The organism is Pseudoduganella sp. GW821-FHT11H04, from assembly GCF_058807935.1.
Map to the genome: position 1 here is coordinate 77,284 of NZ_JBXARE010000009.1, position 21,244 is coordinate 98,527.

The 21,244-nt window shown below is 61.8% G+C and carries 20 protein-coding genes; 10 read left to right on the forward strand and 10 right to left on the reverse strand.

The window, feature by feature from the left end; all coding sequences use genetic code 11:
- Positions 1 to 159 precede the first annotated feature (159 nt).
- Positions 160 to 573 carry a YXWGXW repeat-containing protein gene (locus tag AC1RTP_RS19590; protein ID WP_498609680.1) on the reverse strand — a complete coding sequence of 138 codons (414 nt, stop codon included), beginning with the start codon at positions 571 to 573 and terminating at the stop codon, positions 160 to 162.
- Between the two features lie 130 nt (positions 574 to 703).
- Here AC1RTP_RS19590 and AC1RTP_RS19595 point away from each other — a divergent pair, with 130 nt between their 5' ends.
- On the forward strand, positions 704 to 2,596 hold the full coding sequence (locus AC1RTP_RS19595) for a CocE/NonD family hydrolase (RefSeq protein ID WP_498609681.1): 1,893 nt from the start codon (positions 704 to 706) through the stop codon (positions 2,594 to 2,596).
- A 3-nt stretch (positions 2,597 to 2,599) separates the two neighbouring features.
- A complete protein-coding gene (locus AC1RTP_RS19600; protein WP_498609682.1) occupies positions 2,600 to 3,076 on the forward strand; it encodes a hypothetical protein in 477 nt (158 codons plus the stop codon).
- 5 nt (positions 3,077 to 3,081) lie between these two features.
- Here the strand turns inward: AC1RTP_RS19600 and AC1RTP_RS19605 are convergent, their stop codons facing one another.
- The 4 genes from AC1RTP_RS19605 to AC1RTP_RS19620 are packed head-to-tail and all read right to left on the reverse strand — an operon-like array spanning position 3,082 to position 6,674.
- Positions 3,082 to 3,954: an EamA family transporter gene (locus AC1RTP_RS19605; RefSeq protein ID WP_498609683.1), complete on the reverse strand. Its 873-nt coding sequence runs from the start codon at positions 3,952 to 3,954 to the stop codon at positions 3,082 to 3,084.
- Positions 3,954 to 4,775: a substrate-binding periplasmic protein gene (locus tag AC1RTP_RS19610; protein WP_498609684.1), complete on the reverse strand. Its 822-nt coding sequence runs from the start codon at positions 4,773 to 4,775 to the stop codon at positions 3,954 to 3,956. The genes AC1RTP_RS19605 and AC1RTP_RS19610 overlap by 1 nt, the downstream gene beginning before the upstream one ends.
- A 7-nt stretch (positions 4,776 to 4,782) precedes the next feature.
- Entirely contained in the window at positions 4,783 to 6,027 is a 1,245-nt protein-coding gene (locus tag AC1RTP_RS19615; protein WP_498609686.1) for a TCR/Tet family MFS transporter, read from the reverse strand.
- Positions 6,024 to 6,674, reverse strand: a complete 651-nt coding sequence (locus tag AC1RTP_RS19620) for an HD domain-containing protein (protein ID WP_498609687.1) — start codon at positions 6,672 to 6,674, stop codon at positions 6,024 to 6,026. The genes AC1RTP_RS19615 and AC1RTP_RS19620 overlap by 4 nt, the downstream gene beginning before the upstream one ends.
- Positions 6,675 to 6,823: 149 nt before the next feature.
- Between AC1RTP_RS19620 and AC1RTP_RS19625 the strand changes: the two genes are divergently transcribed.
- Both AC1RTP_RS19625 and AC1RTP_RS19630 read left to right on the forward strand, forming a co-directional pair.
- Entirely contained in the window at positions 6,824 to 7,294 is a 471-nt protein-coding gene (locus AC1RTP_RS19625; RefSeq protein WP_498609689.1) for a chemotaxis protein CheW, read from the forward strand.
- A complete protein-coding gene (locus AC1RTP_RS19630; RefSeq protein ID WP_498609690.1) occupies positions 7,291 to 8,838 on the forward strand; it encodes a methyl-accepting chemotaxis protein in 1,548 nt (515 codons plus the stop codon). Before AC1RTP_RS19625 ends, AC1RTP_RS19630 begins: the two co-directional genes overlap by 4 nt.
- On the opposite strand, the gene AC1RTP_RS19635 is transcribed toward AC1RTP_RS19630, so the two are convergent.
- Complete coding sequence (locus AC1RTP_RS19635) at positions 8,835 to 9,311, reverse strand: ribonuclease HI family protein (RefSeq protein WP_498609692.1); 477 nt, start codon at positions 9,309 to 9,311, stop codon at positions 8,835 to 8,837. The genes AC1RTP_RS19630 and AC1RTP_RS19635 overlap by 4 nt on opposite strands.
- Positions 9,312 to 9,372: 61 nt before the next feature.
- Here AC1RTP_RS19635 and AC1RTP_RS19640 point away from each other — a divergent pair, with 61 nt between their 5' ends.
- Positions 9,373 to 11,289, forward strand: a complete 1,917-nt coding sequence (locus AC1RTP_RS19640; RefSeq protein ID WP_498609694.1) for an alpha/beta hydrolase family protein — start codon at positions 9,373 to 9,375, stop codon at positions 11,287 to 11,289.
- A gap of 9 nt (positions 11,290 to 11,298) precedes the next feature.
- On the opposite strand, the gene AC1RTP_RS19645 is transcribed toward AC1RTP_RS19640, so the two are convergent.
- Positions 11,299 to 11,862 (reverse strand): YXWGXW repeat-containing protein, encoded by a 564-nt coding sequence (locus AC1RTP_RS19645; RefSeq protein ID WP_498609695.1) that lies wholly within the window; start codon positions 11,860 to 11,862, stop codon positions 11,299 to 11,301.
- Positions 11,863 to 12,106: 244 nt separating this feature from the next.
- Between AC1RTP_RS19645 and AC1RTP_RS19650 the strand changes: the two genes are divergently transcribed.
- From AC1RTP_RS19650 to AC1RTP_RS19665, 4 genes are read left to right on the forward strand one after another with little or no spacing between them, the layout of a single operon-like run.
- Complete coding sequence (locus tag AC1RTP_RS19650; RefSeq protein WP_498609697.1) at positions 12,107 to 14,296, forward strand: hypothetical protein; 2,190 nt, start codon at positions 12,107 to 12,109, stop codon at positions 14,294 to 14,296.
- 18 nt (positions 14,297 to 14,314) lie between these two features.
- Positions 14,315 to 16,606: an SUMF1/EgtB/PvdO family nonheme iron enzyme gene (locus AC1RTP_RS19655; protein ID WP_498609699.1), complete on the forward strand. Its 2,292-nt coding sequence runs from the start codon at positions 14,315 to 14,317 to the stop codon at positions 16,604 to 16,606.
- 36 nt (positions 16,607 to 16,642) lie between these two features.
- Positions 16,643 to 17,041, forward strand: coding sequence for an OsmC family protein (locus AC1RTP_RS19660; protein ID WP_498609700.1), 399 nt, complete (start codon positions 16,643 to 16,645; stop codon positions 17,039 to 17,041).
- Positions 17,042 to 17,045: 4 nt separating this feature from the next.
- Entirely contained in the window at positions 17,046 to 17,930 is an 885-nt protein-coding gene (locus AC1RTP_RS19665) for a pirin family protein (protein ID WP_498609702.1), read from the forward strand.
- Here the strand turns inward: AC1RTP_RS19665 and AC1RTP_RS19670 are convergent.
- Entirely contained in the window at positions 17,927 to 18,400 is a 474-nt protein-coding gene (locus AC1RTP_RS19670) for a DUF1801 domain-containing protein (RefSeq protein WP_498609703.1), read from the reverse strand. The two genes, AC1RTP_RS19665 and AC1RTP_RS19670, sit on opposite strands and share 4 nt — an antisense overlap.
- Before the next feature lies 1 nt (position 18,401).
- Complete coding sequence (locus AC1RTP_RS19675; RefSeq protein WP_498609705.1) at positions 18,402 to 19,874, reverse strand: FHA domain-containing protein; 1,473 nt, start codon at positions 19,872 to 19,874, stop codon at positions 18,402 to 18,404.
- 192 nt (positions 19,875 to 20,066) lie between these two features.
- Here AC1RTP_RS19675 and AC1RTP_RS19680 point away from each other — a divergent pair, with 192 nt between their 5' ends.
- Positions 20,067 to 20,750 carry a hypothetical protein gene (locus tag AC1RTP_RS19680; protein WP_498609707.1) on the forward strand — a complete coding sequence of 228 codons (684 nt, stop codon included), beginning with the start codon at positions 20,067 to 20,069 and terminating at the stop codon, positions 20,748 to 20,750.
- A gap of 43 nt (positions 20,751 to 20,793) precedes the next feature.
- On the opposite strand, the gene AC1RTP_RS19685 is transcribed toward AC1RTP_RS19680, so the two are convergent.
- The gene (locus AC1RTP_RS19685) at positions 20,794 to 21,228 is read right to left on the reverse strand and encodes a hypothetical protein (protein ID WP_498609708.1); all 435 of its coding nucleotides are present in this window, start codon (positions 21,226 to 21,228) and stop codon (positions 20,794 to 20,796) included.
- Positions 21,229 to 21,244: the final 16 nt, after the last annotated feature.

The following is a 21,244-nucleotide window of genomic DNA, read 5'->3' on the forward strand; positions in this document are numbered from 1 at the left end:
CACCAATTGCGGGAAAACAGATGTGATTGGAAAAATTTCATCCCGCCATGGTTACAGGTCAGCGGGTCTGTGTCAAGAATGAAGTCGGGGTCAGGTCGAGCAAATGGACATTTTGCTGCGCAAAATGTCCATTTGCTCGACCTGACCCCGACTTTTCGATTAATAGCGATTCGGGTTGTTGGGGCGGGCGTCGACGCGGTTTGGTACGCCGTCGTTGTCGCGGTCGCGGTCGTAACGGTTGGGGATGCCGTCATGGTCGCGGTCACCGCGTTCCCAGCGGCCACGTTCCATGCGCCAGCGGCCGTTTTCAGTTTGCGCCCAGCTTGGTTCGCGCCAGTGGTAGCCGTGGCGGGCGCGCACGTATCTGCCGTTGACCCAGACGTGACGGTGGCCGTTCCAGCGCCAGTAGCCAGGCGTCCAGACGAAGCCGTCCCGGGCTGGGGGCATAACTTCTTCGCGTGGGGCTGGCGGGGCAGTCCGGATGACGACCACGTCCGCGTTGGCGATCGGGGCAAAGCCCAGGCCGCCGCCGAGGGATGCGGCAACAAAAGTGGCAATGAGCAATTTTTTCATGATTGGCTCCTTCATTCGTGTGCTTGCCATTTTTGCTGAGTCTGGCGCCGCCGTATGTGCGCACACACGCTTTCATCTATGCATTGGTTTTCTAGTAATATTGCGCAAATTCATGCCCGTCGGAGATGCCATGCGTAGCTGCTTCACACTGTTTTCTTTCCTGCTGGCGTCGCACGCCGGCGCGCAAACCTCGCCGATGGCGCCGGATATCGTGCCTGGTTATGAGGCGCCGCAGGAGCAAGCGGATTACATCAAGCGCGTGGTCATGATTCCGATGCGTGATGGCGTGCGCCTGCATACCGTGATCGTGGTGCCGAAGGGGGCTGGCAAGGCGCCCATCGTCCTGACCCGCACGCCGTATAACGCGGACGGCCGTGCCAAGCGTAATCCGAGCCCTTATATGCAATCTGCGCTGCCGCAGGGCGACGAGGTGTTTGGGCGCGATTTCATCCGGGTGTTCCAGGACGTGCGCGGTAAATATGGTTCGGAAGGCGAGTATGTGATGGCGCGTCCGGTGCGTGGTCCGCTTAATTCGAGCCAGACCGATAACGGGACCGACGCTTGGGACACCATCGACTGGCTAGTGAAGAATGTGCCGGAGACGAACGGCAAAGTGGGCATGATTGGCTCTTCGTACGAGGGCTTTACCGTGCTGATGGCGCTGACCGAGCCGCATCCGGCGCTGAAAGCGGCCGTGCCCATGAGCGCGATGGTGGATGGCTGGCGCGGCGACGACTGGTTCCATAACGGCGCCTTCCGCGTCAACACGCTGGATTACATCGCCCAGCAGAACATCGCCAGGGGGCGCGGCGAGACGATGGCTACCGGCGCCTATGACGATTACGAGTCGGTGCTGCGCGCTGGTTCGGTGGCGGACCTGGCTCGCAAGTATGGGCTGGATAAGCTGAACTTCACCAAGAAGCTGTTTGAGCACCCGGCTTACGACAGTTTCTGGCAGGAGCAGGCGCTGGACCGGATCCTGGTTCGGCGTCCGCTGTCGGTGCCGACCATGCATGTGGTGGGACGCTGGGACCAGGAAGATATCTACGGCGCCTACGCGACTTATTCGGCGATGGAAAAGCTGGACAAGGACAATAAGCTGAATTTCCTGGCAGTCGGGCCATGGCGTCATAGCGGCGTCAATTACGATGGTTCTTCGCTCGGCGCGCTGCGCTTTACCGGCGATACGGCGCAGGAATTCCGCCGCGACGTAATGGTGCCTTTCCTGAAACAGTATTTGATGGATGGTGCACCGGCTGCCAATACGCCGCCGGTGCTGTCCTACCAGACCGGCAGCAACCAGTGGCAGCGCCTGAACCAGTGGCCGCTGTCGTGCGGATCTGGCTGCCCGTCCGGGGCGAAGGCGGTTTATTTCGACGATGGCTTCAAGTTGTCCTGGTCCAAGCCTTCCAACGTCAAGGGCTTTGATGAATATGTCGCCGATCCGGCCAAGCCGGTGCCATTCGTGCCGCGTCCAGTGCGCATGGGCGACGAGAATGTGTGGAAGCCTTGGCTGGTGCTGGACCAGCGCTTCGTCAGCGACCGCACCGATGTGCTGAGCTATGTGACCGAGCCGCTGAAGGAGCCGCTGGTGCTGGCGGGCGCGCCGCAGGTGCACCTGACCGCGTCCACCTCGGGCAGCGATGCAGACTGGGTGGTGAAGGTGATCGACGTTTATCCGGACGAGGTGCCGTCGCAGCCAGCCTTAGGTGGCTACCAGTTGCCGCTGTCGATGGATATCCTGCGCGGCCGCTATCGCGACAGCTTCGAGAAGCCATCGGCCATTCCATCGAACAAGCCAGTGCAATTCAGCTTTGCACTGCCGCCGGTGAACCACGTTGTGCTGCCTGGCCACCGCTTGATGATCCAGGTGCAGTCAAGCTGGTTCCCGCTTTACGACCGCAACCCGCAAACCTACGTGCCGAACATTTTCTTCGCCGCGCCAGGAGATTACAAGAAGGCCACGCAGCGTGTGTTCCACGGCAGCTCGATTGAATTGCCGGTGGTGGAGGGCGGTAAGTAGCGCATGCAAAGGTTCCTTGTTCTTGGTGGTGCAGCATGCGTGCTCATTTTGAGTTTGCTGGGCTCGGATGCTGCGTTCATCGCAGCGGTAGCCTACGCCCTGTACGTGCTGCGGCCGAAAAACCTGCTGATTGTCTCGGAAATTCCGGACGTCGTATTGGCGCCAGCTATCTTCCTTGTTTTGGCTCGAGCCGCCGTCGCCGCGGGGAGTCTCAAGGTACTTGGATTCCCTTTCGTCCATGTGCTGGCCTTGACCGCTATCTCATGTGTCGCGCTTTACTTATCGAGAAAACTCGAAAAGAGTTTTGGCGAATGGTTTTTGTGGGCGGTTCAAGTCCTGTTCATCAGCGCTTTCTTTAGCGTGTTGTTAGGCGGTATTGCGTTTACTTGGCTCTTTTACGTTACTTTCGTCAATCTTGTTGCCAGCCTCTCGATCTGGTGGCTTTTTTGCTTTCTGCGTGGGATGGCGTTGGACGAGTGAACTGATCAGGCGAGGCGCATCAGGACGGCGCCGGCGGCGATCGCGGTGATTGCGAGGGCGCGTTTGCGACCGATGCGTTCGGAGAGGAAGAACCGGGCGATCAGTGCGGCGAAGAGGATGGAGGTTTCGCGCAGGGCTGCGACCGCGGCCAGTGGTGCGACTGTCATTGCCCATAGCGCGAGGCCGTAAGCGCCCAGCGTGCCGGCGCCGCCGAGGAGGGCGACGCGCCAGAATTCTTGGGCGTAGTCGCGCAGTTGGCGCGGGCAGCGCACGAGGCACCAGGCCAGCAGGCCTATTGCGCTCAGCACGTGCAGCCACATGACGTAGGCGGCTGGGGCGCCGGAGGCGCGGGCGCCCATGCCGTCGACCAGGGTGTAGGCGGCGATGACCAGGGCGTTCAGTAAGGCGTAGATGGTGGAGCGGCGGCGGGCGGCGGAGGCGTCGTGCGAGGCGGATGGATCATCGGCGGGCGCGCGGGTAGCGAACCAGAGACCGAAAATGCCGCCGCTGATGCAGGCGACGGCGGCGTATTGGGTGACTGTGAGGTGTTCGCCAAGCAGCGGCACGCTGGAGAGCGCGACCAGGAGCGGGGCGCTGCCGCGCATCAGCGGGTAGGCGTGGCTCATGTCGCCGTGGCGGTAGGCGGCGGACAGCAGGCCGTAATAGAAGTAGTGGATGACGGTCGACAGCAGCGCATACGGCCAGCTGGCGGCGGCCGGCTGCGTCAGGAAGGGCAGCAGGGGCAGAGAGATCAGCCCAGCTCCGCTGGCCACCAGAACGCTGCTCAGGAAGGGATCGCGTCCTTTCTTGACCAGTGCATTCCATCCGGCGTGCAGCAGCGCGCCGCACAGGACGATGGCGACGATCGACGGCGCCATCAACGGGGCCGCACGCTTTCGTTCAGGATTTCCGGTTTGTGATAACGCTGGAAGCCTTCCATCACCACATTGGACTTGGCGGCGCGTTCCAGCAATTCGAGCAGCACGGCCCGGTCGTCGGGCGTCAGGGAGCTGCGAGAAACGTAGACGCCAGTCTGCTGCCACGGCAGCTCGGGAATCGCTTCAAGCCGCAGCCGGTCCAGCATGCCGTTGACGCGCGGCTCGCGGTTGATGGAGCCGGCCAGGATGGTCGGTCCCATGATCGTCATGTCCACCGCACCCATGAACAGCAGGCGCGCAACGGCGGTGGCGTCCACTTCCGTGAACAGTCGCCCCTGGCGGGCCAGGTCACGCAAAAGCGCCTGGTAGGCGTCGCCGTAATCGTAGCCTCTCACGACGGCCACGCGCAGGTCGCGCCGGTCCAGCAAGTCCTGGCCATTGGTGATCGTTGGGCGCGGGCTTTGCAGGGAAATCAGCATGGCGCGGTGGCCCACCATCGGCACGAAGATGCCGAAGGCGTCGCGCGCCGGGGTGCGCGTCGCGGGCAGCAGCAGGTCGGCCTTGCCAGTTTCGAACAACAGTTCCTGGCGTGCGCGCGGCACCGAAGTGAAGGTGAAGTGGCAGCCGGCGCGCGGCCCAAGACTGCGGAAAATATCCGGGTAAATACCGCTGAAGGTGCCGTTGCCGACGATGACACTGACACCCGTGCTGGAAACCGGCACCACGATGTCGCGCGAACAATCGGCGAACGCCGGCAACGCCGCCACGAGGGGCAGGGCGGCGAGCAACTGGCGGAAGAGGCGGTGCGCGCGTGAGGTCATGCTGCGATTATGCACTTGTTTCCGGCGCGGATGCGGTGGCAATATGGTGTTGGCGGAAGTAGCGGCGCGCTACGAAAATGCCCACTGCCTGCATTGCCGCGCAGACGAAAAAGGTGCTGCCGATGCGCCAGTCGCTTGGCGGCAGGTGGCTCACCCCGCTGAGGATGGCCCCGCCCAGCAGCGGCATGAGGACCGAGCCAAGGCTGCTGATCGATTGCAGGGAGCCCATTAATTCGCCTTGTTCGTTAGCTGGCGTGGCTTTGGACACGATGCCTTGCAGCGCCGGGCCGGCGGCGAAGGAAAGGAGGTTGCAGAGAATGAAGACGTACATCATCCAGCCGTGCGTCGCCAGGCCGTACAGCATGTAAGTGATGGCGCCGGAACTCAGGCCGATCAGGGACAGGCGCACTTCGCCGAATTTACGGATAAAGAATCCCAGCAAGCCGGCCTGCACCACGGCTGCGGCGAGGCCCACGCAGAACAGCGCCGCGCCGTTTTCGGCCGGAGTCCAGTTGAAGCGGAAGTGCGTGTACAGCACCCAGGTCGATTGCAGCATCATCTGCGCGGCAGTCACCAGGGCGAATGTGATCACCAGGCCGCGGATGTCCTGGCGGCGGACCAGCTTGATCAGGGCGTTGAACGGATTGACCGACACCAGCTTGAATTTCTCGCGGCGTTCCTCAGGCAGCGATTCCGGCACGAAGAAGTAGCCGTAGGTGAAATTGGCGAAGGACAGCGCGGCCGCCACGTAGAACGGCAGGTGCAGGTTGACGTCGCCCAGCAGGCCGCCAAGCATCGGGCCGCAGATGAAGCCCAGGCCGAAGGTGGCGCCGATCTTGCCGAAGCTCTTGGCGCGGTCTTCGTGGGTGGAGATGTCCGAAGCATAGGCGGAAGCCACGGACATGCTGGCCGAGGACATGCCGCCGATCACGCGGCCAATGAACAGGCAGGCCAGGTTAGGCGCCCAGGCCGTGGTCAGGAAGTTGATGCCCATGCCGGCCATGGAATACAGCAGCACTGGGCGGCGTCCGACGCGGTCGCTGATCGCGCCCAACATCGGCATGAAGATGAATTGCAGCAGGCCGAAGGTGGCGCCCAGCACGCCGTACCACAGCGCGTGCAGTTCGCGGTCTTGCACATACTGGCCGACCAGGATTGGCAGCACGGGCACGATGATCCCAATGCCCAGCATGTCGATGAAGATGCTGACCAGGACGAAATTCAGGTTCCCTTTTGATTTGGCTGCGCTCATGCCGCCACCGCCCATTCTGCGACGAAGCTATCGCGGAAGACGAGCAGTTCCTTCAGGCGCAGTTCGCCCAGCGCGCGTCCGGCGGCGGTCTGCATCGTGCCGGGCAGGGTCGCCAGCTTCACTTCGATGTGATCCAGCGAATAGATCTTGTCGTTACGTTCGCGGTTCACTGCGAGCGGATCGTCCGGGTGTGCCAGCGCAGTGCCCATGCGGCCGGCGATATAGAACATGCGCGCCAGGCCAACGGCGCCCAGGGCGTCCAGGCGGTCGGCGTCCTGCACGATCTGCGCTTCCAACGTCGTCGGTTGCAGGGCGGCGGAGAAGCTGTGGGTCTCGATGGCGTGGGCGACCGTGTCCAGGCGGTCGGCGGGGAAACCGGCTTCGGCCAGCTGGATGCGCGCCAGCGCCGCGGCCTGGCGCGAGGCCAGGTGACGTTCCGGGTGGTTCTTGGGCAGGTTGACCAGGTCGTGCAGGTAGCAGGCGGCCATGACGACCAGGTGGTCGGCGCCGGGGTGTTGTTCCAGCAACTTGGTGGCATTTCGCCACACCCGGTGCAGGTGATTCATATCGTGGGCGCCATCATCGCCCGCTGCGGCGCTGGCCAGCGCCACCAGGCGCGGCTGCCAACTGCTCAGCAAAATATCCATAAAAAGCCGTATCTCTATTATTAGCTGCGCAATTGTGCCATGACTTTAGCGCAAGCTTGTATGTTTCTCCATGGCAAAATTGTTGGTGATTATTTTATTGGTCTGCGGTAACATATTACCGTCATCCTTCATAAGTGAAATAAATTATCATGACTACAACTACCAGCCAAGCCGCCGAGTTCCTGGCCTTCACCCTTGGGCAGGAAGAATACGGCATCGATATCCAGAAGGTCAGCGAGATCCGCAGCTACGAACAGCCGACCCGCATTGCGAGCGCGCCGGATTACGTGAAGGGTGTGATCAACCTGCGCGGCCTGATCGTGCCTATCATCGACATGCGTGTGCGCTTCCAGTTGGGCGAGCCGACCTATGGCCCGTTCACGGTTGTCATCATCCTGCACATCGGTTCGCGTACGGTTGGCATTGTGGTCGATGCCGTGTCCGATGTGACCACGCTGCAGCCGGAACAAATCAAGCCTGCACCGGACATCGGCGGCTCGATGGATACTGAATACATCACCGGCCTGGGTACGATTGAGGACCGCATGCTGATCCTGGTCGATATCGAACGCTTGATGTCCTCGGCCGACATGGGCCTGATTGAGAAGATGGCTGCATGAATTTGTTGAATAACCTGAGCATCGGCAAACGCCTTGCCTTTGGCTTTGCCGTCACACTGTTACTCTCCATCGTGATCGCCGCCATTGGCGTCTGGCGCCTGCAGCAGGTCGCCGGCGCCACGCGCCACATGATGGAGACGCCGCTGGCCAAGGAACGCATGATCTCCGACTGGTATTCGAAGATCGACAGTGCGGTCCGCCGCACCACCGCCATTGCGCGCAGCAGCGATGCTTCGCTGGGCGCCTTCTTTGCCGAGGAATCGAAAGCCTCGTCGGCCGCTTCGGCTGACCTGCAGAAACGTATTGAACCGCTGATCAGCGATGCTGATGAAAAGGCTTTGTGGGAGCGCGTGATGGATCAGCGCAAGGCCTATATCGCTTCGCGCGACAAGGTCGCCAAGCTGAAGACCGGCGGTGAGCTGGACCAGGCCAACGAAGTCTTCGAAAAAAGTTACCAGCCGGCGGCAGCGCAGTACCAGGCGCTGGTGCAGGACTTGCTGACCATGCAGCGCGGGAAGATCGACGCCATCGGCAAGGAAATCGACAGTATTTCCACCACCAGCCGCAGCTTGCTGATCGTGCTGGCGGCGTTGGCGGTGGCATTCGGCGCCGCATGTGCCTACATGCTGACCAAGGGCATTACCATCCCGCTGTCGCGTGCGGTCGATGCGGCGCGCCGCGTCGCAAATGGCGACCTGACGGGCGATATCCGCGTGCATGGCGCCGATGAAACCGGCCAGTTGTTGGGCGCTTTGAAAGACATGAACCAAGCCTTGCTGAATATCGTGAGCGAGGTTCGCCACGGCACCGATTCAATCAGCGTCGCTTCCACCGAAATCGCGGCGGGCAACCAGGACTTGTCGGCTCGTACCGAACAGCAGGCGGCGTCGCTGGAAGAAACGGCATCTTCGATGGAAGAACTGACGTCGACCGTGAAGCAGAATGCGGACAATGCTCGCCAGGCGAACCAGCTTGCCGGTGCGGCTGCCTCGGTGGCGCGCAAGGGCGGCGACGTGGTGGCGGAAGTGGTAGGCACCATGGAGTCGATCGATGCGTCTTCGCGCAAGATCGTGGACATTATTTCCGTGATCGACAGCATTGCCTTCCAGACCAATATCCTGGCGCTGAATGCTGCCGTGGAAGCGGCGCGTGCCGGTGAGCAGGGCCGCGGCTTCGCTGTGGTGGCGTCGGAAGTGCGCAACCTGGCGCAGCGTTCGGCGGCGGCAGCAAAGGAGATCAAGGAACTGATCGGCGACTCGGTCGAGAAAGTGAATGCTGGTACGCGCCTGGTGTCCGATGCCGGTAACACCATGCAGGACATCGTCTCCAGCGTGCAGCGTGTGTCGGATATCATCAGCGAGATCACGGCAGCCAGCGCCGAGCAAAGCTCCGGCATCGACGAAGTCTATAAGGCCGTGGGCCAGATGGACCAGGTCACGCAGCAGAATGCCGCTTTGGTGGAAGAAGCAGCCGCTGCCGCCGAAGCCATGCAGAACCAGGCCAGCAGCCTGGCCGACGCGGTCAGCGTGTTCAAGGTGCGCTAGCCTTCGTTAGCGGCACCTTCACGGATCGCCTGTTGCGACAGGCGATCCGCATCGCCATTCCGGTGGCGCGGCACCCAGCGCACATGGACTTGCGCCAGCGCTGACATCAATTGCCCCACGCGGGCGCGGTGCTCTTCGAGCGCCTTTGCCCCGGACTGGGGCGACAGCAGCACATCCTGCACCACGACCTGGCTATCGCCGTAGACCAGCAATTCGGCCACACCCAATTCCACCGCTTTTTCCAACGCAGCGATCAGGGCGAGATATTCGGCGTCACCGCTGCTGCCGTGGCCTGCGCGCCGGCTGATTTCAATGCGCTCGCCCGCGGGGCCGGAGAGCAGGGCGCCAATGCCGATTCGACCAGGATTGGGGTGGGCGGAACCGTCGAACCATGCGCGCCACGCGGCTGGAGAGGCGGGGGCGGCCTGGCGCGCGAGTTTTTCAGCGCGGGCGCGTTCTTGTTTTATTGACATATATGAATATTCTTGCAACACTTGCCGGGTCGTTTCCCTCCACTTTAACAGGAGAATTCCCATGCAATTGATCCACCGCGCCGCAGGCGCAGTTGCACTGGCATTGGCGATGCAGATGGCCTGTGCGGCGCCTGCGAAACCTGTGCGCAAGTACACGATCGAGCAGTTCATGGCGACTACGTCGATCAACGGAGCATCCTTCAGCCACGACGAAAAGAATATCCTCTTTAGCAGCAACGAGACCGGCATCTTCAACGCCTATTCGATCCCGGTGGCTGGCGGCAAGCCGGTTGCGCTGACCAAATCCACTACCGACAGCACCTTCGCGATCAGCTACTTCCCGGCTGATAACCGCTTCCTGTTCACGCATGATAAGGGCGGCGACGAATTGAATCACGTGTATGTGCGCGAGGTAGACGGTAGCGAGAAGGACCTGACGCCGGGCGAGAAACTGAAGGCAAGCTTCTTCGGCTGGAGCGAGGATGACAGCGCGTTTTATGTGCTGTCCAATGAGCGCAATCCGAAATTCCCGGACCTGTACCGCTACAGCGTGAAAGATTATTCGCGCACCATGCTGTACCAGAACGACAGCGGAATGAACATCGCGCGCATCAGCCGCGACGAGAAATGGATCGCGCTGGGCAAGCCGAATACCACCTCCGACAGCGATATCTATTTGTATAACCTGGCGAGCAAGGAAACAAAACACATCACCCCGCATAAGGAAGCGGCAAGCAACCAAACGGCCACCTTCGATCCTGAATCGAAAAAGCTTTACTTCACTTCCAATGCGGGCGGCGAATTCGACAGCATCCGCACTTACGACTTGGCGACTGGCCAAATGGTCGAGCATGAAAAGGCCAAGTGGGACATGGCCGGCACCAGTTTCTCGCGCAATGGCCGCTTCCGTACTTCCGTCGTGAACGAAGACGGCCGCAACGTGTTCCGCGTGGTCGAAGGCAAGGAAGAAAAACCGCTGGCGCTGCCGAAAGTGCCGGGCGGTGAAATGAGCGCAGCCGTATTCTCCAATAGCGGCAAGCTGATGGCGTTCTACGTCAACGGTGACCGTTCGCCGAACAACCTGTTCGTCTATGATCTGGCCAGCAAGAAGGTCAGGCAGCTGACGCAAAGCCTGAGCAAGGATATCGATCCGAACGACCTGGTGGAAGCGGAAGTAGTGCGCTTCAAGTCCTTCGATGGCACGGTGATCCCTTCCATCTATTACAAGCCGAAGGGCGCAACGGCCAGCAACAAGGTGCCGGCCGTGGTGTTCGTGCATGGTGGTCCTGGCGGCCAGACCCGCCGTGGCTACAGCGCCATGATGCAATACCTTGCAAACAATGGCTATGCGGTGCTGGGCATTAATAACCGCGGCAGCAGCGGCTATGGCAAGACCTTCTTCACCGCCGATGACCGCAAGCATGGGCGGGAGCCGCTGTGGGACTGTGTGGAAGCTAAGACTTACCTGGCCAGCCTGGGCTACGTCGATCCCGAACGCATCGGCATCGTGGGCGGCAGCTATGGCGGCTACATGACGTTGGCGGCGATGGCTTTCCGTCCGGAGGCCTTCAAGGTTGGCGTGGATATTTTCGGCGTCAGCAACTGGATCCGCACGCTGGAATCTATCCCGCCATACTGGGAAGCGCAGCGCAAGGCGCTGTACCAGGAGATCGGGGATCCGGTGAACGACAAGGAATTCCTGATGGCGACTTCGCCGCTATTCCATGCCGCAGAAATCCGCAAGCCGCTGATGGTCATCCAAGGCAAGAACGACCCGCGCGTGATCAAGCCGGAGAGCGATGAAATCGTGGATGCGGTGAAGAAGAACAATGTGCCGGTCGACTACGTGGTATTCGACGACGAAGGCCACGGCTTCCGCAAGAAAAAGAACGAAGCTACGGCAAATGCGAAGATGGTGGAATTCCTCGATAAATACCTGAAGAATTCCACCGATGGCAAACAAATGGGTCAGCAATAACCCAAGGTATTAACGACGATACGGGTTATCGGGGCGGCGGTCGTAGCGGTTAGGGACACCGTCGCCATCGCGGTCGCGGTCATGGCGGTTTGGAACCCCGTCGTTATCGCGGTCGCGGTCATAACGGTCCGGAATACCGTCGTGGTCGCGGTCATGGCGGCGGCCACGGTCGTGGTAATAGCCCCGGTCCTGGTAATACTCGCGGCGCGGCTCGCGGTAGCTGTAGCTTGGACCTTGCACAAAGTGCTGGCGGTCGTCATACACGGCCCAGCCGCCTTCCCGCCAACCCCAGCCATTGTCAACACGGACCCACTGCGATGGGTTGTAGCGGTAGCCCGGACGTTCCTGCAGCCAGTGGCCGGCCACCCAGACGTGGCGGTAACCGTCCCAACGCCAGACGCCAGGCGCCCAAACATAACCGTAACGCTGTGGCGGCACGCTTTCAAAACGCAGCGGTGGAGGAGCGTTGCCGATCACGACGCTGAAGTCAACCTGCGCCTGGGCGGCGGTCGGCGCGATGGCAGCCACGCCAAGTGCCAGGGCGGCTGCAGCGATGAATTTCGATTTGAACATGGCATTTCTCCTGTTGGTGATGCGCTGAGTTCAATATATCAAGGACGCGGCTGGGAATAAAAGCTTGATTCAGTTTCTTACAAATCTCGCTGGGCCGTAACAGTTGCCCGGAACAGGAGGGAAAATCCCCCTCAATCGAAGCAAATGGATGGGCTGCCCTTGTGCCAAGATAAGGAGGCGTGCATTGGGCGCGCCGATGCCCCTGCTACAATCTTTAGCGCTGGGGTCGAACAAGGAGTAGCAAATGTTCAAGATGTTTGGTTTTGGCGGCGTGAAGTGCCCGCGATGCGATCATCGCAACGGCGACAATTCCGGTTTTTGCAACCAGTGCGGCTTGACCCTGGGTGCGACGCACAATATGCCTGTGCTGCGCGAAAACCGCTGGATTCCCGCCAACGATGAGCTGGCGGTGTATTTCGGCGTGCGCCAGTTGTCCGGCATCTTCACCAAGACGCTGCGTGTGCCTGCCACGACACGTGCCTACATCCTGCAAGGCGAGCGCGCCACCGAAGTGCCGGAAGGCGAATATGAGCTGGAAGGATTTTTCAGCCGGCTTTCAGGCCTGCTGCGCGACCAGGGCGGCGAAATCCTGATCACCCGTACCACGCCGCTGCCGGTCGAATTCAATTTCACCGACCTGCATACTGCCGAATTCCTGAAGCTGTCCGCCCGTTTCACGATTGGGCTGCAGGTGTCCGACGTGCCGGCTTTCGCCAGGCATTTCATGACCGTGCCGGGCGCCGTGACCACCTTGCATCTGCACGAGCTGATCGCGCCTTCGGTGCGCCAGATCGCCGCTGAATTCCTTGGCAGCCGCTCGGTTCGCGATATGGCCAGTTCCACCGTCTTGCGCGAACAACTGAACGAACGACTGCATAGCGCGCTGAGCCAGCGCCTGGCCGAATTCGGGCTGGCGGCGGTGCAAGTCGAAACTTTGGCGCTGCGCCACGATAAGTACGACGACAACCGTGAGCGGGTGGGCAGCCTGTTCCTGGTCGCCGACGAACGCCAGCACCAGCTCGATCACGTCAAACAGATCGACAAGCTATACGACCAGGAAGAATGGCAGGCCATCTGGCGCCAGGAGCAGAAAATGCGCAGCGATTTCCGCAAGGCGGAGCTGAAGATTGAGGCCGAGGAGCAGATGCAGGCCATCCGCGCCCGCGAAATCGATCTTTATGGACGAATCGTCGAGGCCAAGACCCGCAAGCAAGCTTTCGAACATGGCGCCGGCGCCGCACTGACCGACCTGGAACACGAACTGGCCCGCCACAAGTCCCTGCACGCCGGCGAAGCCGCGCAATGGGACCAGGTACGCCGCCTGGCGCAGATCAAAATGCGCACCGAGATGGAGCTGGCGCAGCAGGCCGGCCTCGAAGAAAAGGCCCTTGCCAAGCAGCGCTTCTCGCACCAGCTGTACCAGCAACAGCTGCAACACCGTATCCAGCAGGCGCTCGCCATCGAAGACGAAGACTACCGCCATAAGCAGCTGCAGATCCTGCGCAAGGCCGAGACCGACGCCAAGCTGCGCGAACAGGAAATCGAGGCCGAGCACCACCGTGCGAAATTCCAGGGCATCGCACTCGCCAATGCGGCCCGCCACCGCGAGGCGGAGCGCGTCATGGAATGGGAAGAAGAGCAATACCTGTCCCGTAAGCGCGATATGGCGCGCGGCGAAACGGCAAAGGATGCCGGCTCGCAGGTGCAGGTTGCCGAAATCAGCGCCAAGCTGGAAGAGTTGAAGCGCAGCGGCGCCAACGCCGAATCGATTACGCAGTACGAAAAGCTGCTGCGCACCATCGAGGCGGACGGCGTGCAGCAGCGCCAGACGCAAAACCTGGCCCGCCAGGCGATGCTGGACCAGGTGGCGGTGGAGGAGCAGCGCCTGGAGCTCAAGCTGCGCGACCAGGAAGCGCAATGGCAGCAATCGCTGAAGAAAATGGAAATGGAGCGCGACGAACGTTTCAACCGCTGGAAAGTGGAATACGACAGTATGGTGGTGCAGCAGCAGCACGCCGCCGACATGGCGCGTATCGATATCGAACGCCTGGAAGCAATCGGCCGCATGAGCGATACTGCCAAGATCGCGCTGGCCGCAACGCCGAACGCCGAAGCCTTGTCCCGTCTGATGCGCCAGCAGGCGCAGTCCGCGATGTCGCCGGAGCAGTTGCAGGCCCTGGCCGGCGTGGTGGCGGCCGAAAACAGCATTACGCCGGCCGAGGCGATGCGGCTGGCGCGCGAAGAGGTCCGCGACGAACGCGCCTACCGCGACAGCGTGGGCGACAAGGAACGCCAGCACCAGCTCGATTTGCTGCGCGCGCAGGCCAGCGTTGAAACCGCGATTGCCCACCGCTGCCCGAACGGCCACCATGTGCCGACCGATTGCGGGGATGCTAAATTCTGTCCGGAGTGTGGAGCGCCGATAGCGAGGTAAAGTAACGTAACAGAAGAAATGCAGACTGCCCGAGATAAGATTCGCGAACTGCGTGCCCTGCACGAAGATGGCCTGTTAAGCCTGCAAGAGTTCGACCGCCGCAAGAACGCCATCCTGGACGCCGAGTACGCGCCGCCGGGAGGCGCCGCCGCACCTATCACCATCCCGCGCCAGGGTACGGAACTTGGCCTGATGCCGGGCCAGGAGATTGGCCCCCACAACCGCCGCTACCGGTTGGAGCGCCTGCTTGGCATGGGTGGCATGGGCCAGGTTTGGCAGGCGACCGACCTGGCTACCCATGCGGAGCTGGGCCACAGCGCCGTGGTGGCGCTCAAGATCCTGCCGCCGCAACTGACGCAAAGCCCGGCCCACGCCAAGCTGTTGATTGAGGAAGCGACCCAGGCGCGCCGGCTGGCGCATGACAATATCGTCCGAGTCTACGAATGGGCGCAGGACCCGGCCACGTCCAGCTATTTCATCATCATGGAATGCCTGGAGGGGCAGGACCTGGACGCCCGGCTGGCGGAGCACGGCAAAGCCACGCCGGCGCAGGTGGAGCAGATGCTGCGGCCCGTGGCGCAAGCGCTGCAATACGCCTGGGACAAGCACCGTCTGGTGCACCGCGATATCAAGCCGGGCAATGTTTTCCTGACCACGTCTGGCGAAATCAAGCTGCTTGATTTCGGCATCGCTTCCCGAGCGCGCTCCACCGGCACCGACCTTGGCATCGCCACACCGAACGCAGGCACCGCCGGCTACCGCGCACCGGAAGCCGGCACCAGCCAGGGCGCGCCGCGGCCGCAGGTGGATGTCTATGCTGTTGCGGTCATGATCTACCAGCTGCTGGAAGGCCGCATGCCTTTCGACGGCGAGGCGACCGCGCTGCTGGAACCGGTCAAGCCGCAGTCGCTCAATGTGCAGCAATGGGAAGTGCTGAAGCGTGGTTTCGCCAACCGCGCCGGTGAGCGTCCGGAATCGGTAGGCGCACTGCTTGATGAATTGCGGCAGGCGGCTGAGCCAAGCGCCGAGGAAGCGGCCCTGCGCGCGGAAGCGGAGCAGCAGGAGCGTGTGGCTCGCGCCGCACGCGAGGCCCGCTCCCGTGCCGATGCCATTGCTCGCGCTGAAGAAGAGGAGCTGCGCCGCAAGAAAGAAGTGGAGCAGGCTGCCCGTCTCAAAGCGGAGGCCCAGGCTGCGGCACAGGAAAAGGTGCGGCAGGACCAGTTGCGGCGAGAGCAGGAAAAGCAGCGAAAACTTCAGGCCGAGAAGGAAGCAAAGGAACGCAAGGAAAGCCTGCGCCAGCAACTGGTCGCCCGCCGCGACGCCGATGCGCTGAAGGCGCGCCAGGCCGAGGAAGAGCACCAGCGCAAGCTGGCGCAGTTCAAGGCGGAAGCGGCCTACCGCACGGAGCAGGAACGGCACCGTAAGGAGCAGGCTGCGCGTAAAGCGGCTGAATTGGCGGCCTTGCTGCCGTCCTCAAGCAGCCCGGTGGCCGATGCCGAGGGGGTGCTGCGCGATCGCTTTGCCGACGGCAGCGGCGTGGGGCCGGACTTGGTCTTGATCCCGACCGGCCGCTTCCAGATGGGCTCAAACGAACATGAGCACAAGATCGCCGTGAAAGCGGGCGCCCAGAAGGCCTGGATGGACCGCGAACTGCCGGCGCACTGGGTGGGCATTGAGCATTCTTTCGCACTTGGCCGCTATCCCGTGACAGTGGGCGAGTGGCGGGTCTTTGCGAAAGCGACCGGCTGGCAATCGAAGCTGGACGTAGACTGGCAGCAGCCCGGCTTCGCCCAGGACGACCGCCATCCCGTGGTGTGCGTCAGCTGGCACGATGCGCAGCAATACCTGCAATGGCTTAGCGAGAAGACGGGCCAGGAATATCGCCTGCCGAGCGAAACGGAATGGGAATACTCCTGCCGCGCCGGCACCCACACGGCTTTCAGTTTTGGCGACCAGATCACGCCCGAACACGCCAACTACGATGGCCACTTTACCTACAACGACGGCCCGAAGGGCAATAGCCATGGCGGCACCACACGGGTTGGCAGCTACCAGCCCAATCCCTGGGGCCTGTTCGATATGCATGGCAATGTCTGGGAATGGACGCAGGACACGATGCACGAAAACTACCTCGGCGCACCAGCGGATGGAAGCGCATGGGAGCAGGGCGGCGATGCTGCGCGCCGCATCCTGCGCGGCGGGGCTTGGCTTTACCAGCCGCGCTACCTGCGTTCGGCCCTGCGCAACGGCTATTCGGCCTTGCTCGCGAATGACGTGGTGGGCTTCCGCGTGGCGCGCAAGTTGGTGTAAATTGCGGTATTAGTCACCAAGCAGGATTTCAATAAAATGACCGTTAAAGTAGCACGCGACCAGTCGCTCCCAATGCGCAGCATCCTGCATGTGCGCAACCATATCGTTTCCGTCGACGGAACGATTGAAGAGGGCGGCAACGATGCCGGCCCTTCGCCCCACGATTTGTACGATGCCGCCGTCAGCGCCTGCAAGGCACTGACTGTTATCTGGTACGCCCGCCGCAAGGGCATTCCGGTCGAAGACGTGCAAGTGACCACCGAGCGTGATGCCAGCGAAGAGCGCAAGGGCACCTACCGCCTGGCCGCTACGCTGCACCTGACCGGTGAATTGAGCCAGGAGCAGCGCGAGGAGCTGCTGGCCATCTCGCAGAAATGCCCGGTGCACAAGCTGATGACGGCCGTGACCACGGAAATCACCACCCAACTGGGGTAAGACCATGAATATTGCGCATCTCCTGAAGGGACACGAAAAGGACCTGGGCGGCGGCTTTGTTGTGCGACGCTATCTGCCGGCGGCAGCCAAGCAGGCCGTGGGGCCCTTCATTTTCTTCGACCATTTCGGCCCGGTCGAGGTGCCGGCGGATGCCGACCATGATGTGCGGCCGCATCCGCATATCGGCCTGGCGACAGTGACCTACCTGTTCGAAGGTGCGATGGAACACCGCGACAGCCTGGGCACGCTGCAACGCATCGAACCCGGTGCGATCAACTGGATGACCGCGGGGCGCGGCATCGTGCACTCCGAGCGCACTCCGAAAGACCTGGTCGGCGTGCCGCACCGTACTCACGGCCTGCAGCTGTGGGCTGCGCTGCCAAAGGCGCATGAAGAGGACGAACCATCGTTCTCCCACACGCCGGCTGCGGCAATCCCGGAACTGGAGGTCGATGGCGCCCGTGTGCGTGTGCTGATCGGCTCTGCTTTCGGTAAGACTTCGCCGGTAAAAACTTTCAGCCATACGCTGTACCTGGATGTAAGCCTGAAGGCGGGCCAACAACTGGCGCTGGCCAGTTTGCCGGAGGAAGCTGCAGTGTATGCGGTCAGCGGCTCGGTGGATGTCGACGGTGAAGCGGTGCCTCAGAACTCGATGGCGCTGCTCGATACGTCGACCTCGCAGCGTGTGACGGCGCTGACCGATGCGCAGTTTGTCATCATCGGCGGCGAGGCGCTCGATGGCCAGCGTTTCCTGTTCTGGAATTTTGTCTCGTCCAGCAAAGAGCGGCTGGTGAAGGCGGCCGACGATTGGGAAGCGCAGCTCTTCGCCAAGGTGCCCGGCGAAACGGAATTCATCCCGCTGCCAAAGCGTCCTTCCAGCGCGACCTAAGGCTTGCCTAATGCCTGGCGATAGCGCTCGATATAGCGCTGCGCCGGCATGCGGCGGATCGCCTCGCCCAGCACGTCCAGTGCCAGGTCATCCAGCTTCTTGAAGCGCAGGCAGGCCTTGCCCATGTCCAGCTTCTTGCCCGCGCCGGCCCAGGCGGCGCGGAACCATTGCATATCCGCCGTTTCCTCGATGTCGCTGCAGCCGATATAAAAGCCCATCAGGTACACCGACATATAGTTTTTCTGCGATGCCAGCCCGGCGAAGGGCAGCGGCTGTTTCGGGTTGCAGTGGTAACCATCGGGATAGACACTGTGCGGCACGCCATAGCCGATCATGCCGTAGGCCATTCCTTCGCTGTACAAGGGATCGAGGTTGGAGAGGATGACTGCGCGCACCGCGGTTAAAGCGTCGCGGCGTGCTTCCGGTAGGCTTGCCAGGTATTCGTCGACGGTGGCGGCAGCAGACTGCATGTCAGGCAGTTGCCTGTGCGGTTGCGCTGCTGCGTACGATCCAGTGTTCCGGATAAGGTTCGCTGGCGAAGCGCGTATGGGCCGGAATGCGGCTCAGCTTTTCCTGTTTCGGCGTCGGCGCGAGTGCGGTTTCCTTGCCGGTCAACTGGTCGATATGCCAAAAGCCGCCCTGGTGGTGCATCAGCAGCGGCAGGGTGGATGCTTTAGGCAGCGCGTTGTGGCGCGGCAGCGGGTAGCCGGGATGCGTGTCTGCGGCGAGCAGCACGAAGCATTCGGCGCGCGCGCCTTCGTCAATTCGGTGAAGGATCACGCCATGCGGCATCACGGCGCTGACTTCCAGCAGCACGATACCCTTGATGCTGGCGCTCATTTCAATCTTCATGCCGGTGCGCAGCGGCACAGGTTTGTTCTTGCCGGGCCAGGCACCGTCCAGCAGCAGGCCGTAGCGCGACACGTCTTCAATTTCAAAACCGTTGCGAGTGCGGCGAATGACAGCGTGGCGGCCTGAGAGCCGGCGCGTCAGGCCTGCGGAATCGGGGCCCTCGGCGCTGAAATGGTGCAGCAGGGCGTCGGCTTCAGGATCGGCCAGTTCAAAGCGGCCGAATGCCACTTCTTCCATCGCAAACAGGCGTATATGGCGGCAGGCGCCGTTCTCCGGAGAGGCGTTGATGAAGCTCGCCGCGAGAGTTGGGTGCGGGTGGGTGGGACCGCTGCGAGGCTGTTCGATCTCGATCAGGTCTTCATCCCAGGCGATGGTCGAATAGCCCACATCCACCTTGCCCTGCGGCGCACTGAGGTCAAGGTGCGCGATGCCCGCATTGCGCGCCGTGACGTCGATGTCCATCGAATTACCGCCCTGGCCGGACACGCGGGCAATGGCGGCATCATCCGCCATCACGCGCACATTCTTGTGGGTGCTGAGGAAGGTGCGGTGGATTTCATTCAGGCTGGCGTCGACGCGCGGTACCAGGATGACGAAAGTGCATTCCCACTGGCGCTGCACTTCGTCGTCCTTGCTGACGATTTCGGCGTGGATCTGGTATTGCCCATGCTCCTTGCCGCGCGAAGAAAACTCCACGAATACGGGACGCCATTCGCCATGCACGGAGCGGATGAATTGCTGCTGCAGGGCGCCATGGGGAATCAGTTCCGAGCGCAGGCAAATCGACAGAGCCGGTGCGCAATCCAGCGGCATGCCGCGCAACTCCATCTTCAGCGATTGGCGGCCACCCGCAGCGCGCGGATCGAAACCGCTGATGTGCAACTGGGGATAGACGCGCGCCGGCGCTGAATAGCCAGAAGCAGACTGCGCGACCGGCGGGCCGGTGCGGGAATTGCGCATGGTATTCAGCAGGCCAAAGCTGTTGCCATCCGCCTCGACAGCTGCTTGCGCGTGGCCGCCGGCACATGTGCTTTCCCCTGGCATGACCCAGTAGGTGCAATGCGGATGGTCAGGGTTGCAACACTTATTCATGAAAATGCGGATGGTGGGATAACGCAACTTTACGCGGTTTTCCCTCCGCTTGGCAACCCGGCCGTACCTAGAAAAGGGCCCGTTTTACCCCTGTATTCAAAGTGTGTTCCACGCCACACTTGGTGACCAAAAACTATGCCAGGCGTTTGCCCTTCGGTAAGATGAGTTTATAGAAAACAAGGAGTTAATGGGATGGCATTATTCAAAAAACTACTCGCCTTCCGTGATCCGCGCCGCGCAGTGAGTGAAAGCCTGCACCGGCAGGCCATCGAGCGTGCGCGCCTGGACCCAATGCAAAACGCCAAAACCGGCAGCCGCGAACTGGTGCGCATCGTTACCGAGCAGCTGCAGTCGCGCGGCGATACCCGTCAGGAATCGCTGCTGTGCGCCCTCGGCGCGCTGGCTGGTTTCGCCTGCCAGGTCAGCGCCCGTACGAACGCCTTCGCCCACGGTATGCCGGAGCGCGACCGCATGTCGGAAGATCTGAGCCTGCTCCTGTTTGGCATGGAATTTTCGGTTTGGGGTCTGGTGGCCGGGGCCGCGCGCCATCACGGCTGTACCGATTGCGTGGAACCTTCGGAAATCTGGGCCCATGTTGCGAAAACGCTGGGCAGCGCCGAGTTTGGCGTGCCAAGGTTGCCATCCGAACATGCTCCACGCGAGCTGCCGTCGGATTACCTGCGCCTGTTCTGGCCTATGCTCAAGCCTGTGATTTCGCGCTATTGCAGCAACCCGGCGCACTGGCCGGTGATGTGCGCCCTGGCGCTGCAGCATGCGATGGAGGTGGGGCAGGGAAGGCTCGATGCCGGAATAGCAATGCGTGTGGCGCTGGAATCGGCGTTGCCGATGGCGCGGATACACGCCGACTTCAGCTGATTCAGCTCATAAAAAAACCCGGCCGAAGCCGGGTTTTGTTTGATTACCAACGGCCGTGGTGGTGGCCATGGCCGTGGCCGCGGTAGTAGCGGTCACTGTAGTAATAGACCGGGCGCGGTTCGACGTAGACCGGTGCTGGCTCATAGTACACACGCGGTGCAGGCTGGTAATACACGCGCGGCGCTGGCTCGTAATACACCGGAGCAGGCTCGTAGTAGACCGGTGCTCCAGTGTTGGCGTACACACGAGTCGATACGTAGCCGCGGCCACCGCGGGTTGGCAGGGAATTACCAACTGCGGCGCCTACCAGGCCGCCTACCACAGCACCGCCGCCGCCGCCATTCTGGCTGCCGATCGCGGCGCCGATGACGGCACCCGCTGCAGTGTTGAAGTCACGGTCGCCGGCTGCAAAAGCGGCGGAAGAAGCGCTCAGGGCTGCGCCCATCAGCATCAGCCCGGCAAATCGTTTGTTGAACATGGTAATTCCCCTTTCG

What these genes read in the sequence shown, in the direction of transcription:
- AC1RTP_RS19590 (WP_498609680.1), bottom strand. Translation starts at nt 573, where the DNA reads ATGAAAAAATTGCTCATTGCCACTTTTGTTGCCGCATCCCTCGGCGGC.
- AC1RTP_RS19595 (WP_498609681.1), top strand. Translation starts at nt 704, where the DNA reads ATGCGTAGCTGCTTCACACTGTTTTCTTTCCTGCTGGCGTCGCACGCC.
- AC1RTP_RS19600 (WP_498609682.1), top strand. Translation starts at nt 2,600, where the DNA reads ATGCAAAGGTTCCTTGTTCTTGGTGGTGCAGCATGCGTGCTCATTTTG.
- AC1RTP_RS19605 (WP_498609683.1), bottom strand. Translation starts at nt 3,954, where the DNA reads ATGGCGCCGTCGATCGTCGCCATCGTCCTGTGCGGCGCGCTGCTGCAC.
- AC1RTP_RS19610 (WP_498609684.1), bottom strand. Translation starts at nt 4,775, where the DNA reads ATGACCTCACGCGCGCACCGCCTCTTCCGCCAGTTGCTCGCCGCCCTG.
- AC1RTP_RS19615 (WP_498609686.1), bottom strand. Translation starts at nt 6,027, where the DNA reads ATGAGCGCAGCCAAATCAAAAGGGAACCTGAATTTCGTCCTGGTCAGC.
- AC1RTP_RS19620 (WP_498609687.1), bottom strand. Translation starts at nt 6,674, where the DNA reads ATGGATATTTTGCTGAGCAGTTGGCAGCCGCGCCTGGTGGCGCTGGCC.
- AC1RTP_RS19625 (WP_498609689.1), top strand. Translation starts at nt 6,824, where the DNA reads ATGACTACAACTACCAGCCAAGCCGCCGAGTTCCTGGCCTTCACCCTT.
- AC1RTP_RS19630 (WP_498609690.1), top strand. Translation starts at nt 7,291, where the DNA reads ATGAATTTGTTGAATAACCTGAGCATCGGCAAACGCCTTGCCTTTGGC.
- AC1RTP_RS19635 (WP_498609692.1), bottom strand. Translation starts at nt 9,311, where the DNA reads ATGTCAATAAAACAAGAACGCGCCCGCGCTGAAAAACTCGCGCGCCAG.
- AC1RTP_RS19640 (WP_498609694.1), top strand. Translation starts at nt 9,373, where the DNA reads ATGCAATTGATCCACCGCGCCGCAGGCGCAGTTGCACTGGCATTGGCG.
- AC1RTP_RS19645 (WP_498609695.1), bottom strand. Translation starts at nt 11,862, where the DNA reads ATGTTCAAATCGAAATTCATCGCTGCAGCCGCCCTGGCACTTGGCGTG.
- AC1RTP_RS19650 (WP_498609697.1), top strand. Translation starts at nt 12,107, where the DNA reads ATGTTCAAGATGTTTGGTTTTGGCGGCGTGAAGTGCCCGCGATGCGAT.
- AC1RTP_RS19655 (WP_498609699.1), top strand. Translation starts at nt 14,315, where the DNA reads ATGCAGACTGCCCGAGATAAGATTCGCGAACTGCGTGCCCTGCACGAA.
- AC1RTP_RS19660 (WP_498609700.1), top strand. Translation starts at nt 16,643, where the DNA reads ATGACCGTTAAAGTAGCACGCGACCAGTCGCTCCCAATGCGCAGCATC.
- AC1RTP_RS19665 (WP_498609702.1), top strand. Translation starts at nt 17,046, where the DNA reads ATGAATATTGCGCATCTCCTGAAGGGACACGAAAAGGACCTGGGCGGC.
- AC1RTP_RS19670 (WP_498609703.1), bottom strand. Translation starts at nt 18,400, where the DNA reads ATGCAGTCTGCTGCCGCCACCGTCGACGAATACCTGGCAAGCCTACCG.
- AC1RTP_RS19675 (WP_498609705.1), bottom strand. Translation starts at nt 19,874, where the DNA reads ATGAATAAGTGTTGCAACCCTGACCATCCGCATTGCACCTACTGGGTC.
- AC1RTP_RS19680 (WP_498609707.1), top strand. Translation starts at nt 20,067, where the DNA reads ATGGCATTATTCAAAAAACTACTCGCCTTCCGTGATCCGCGCCGCGCA.
- AC1RTP_RS19685 (WP_498609708.1), bottom strand. Translation starts at nt 21,228, where the DNA reads ATGTTCAACAAACGATTTGCCGGGCTGATGCTGATGGGCGCAGCCCTG.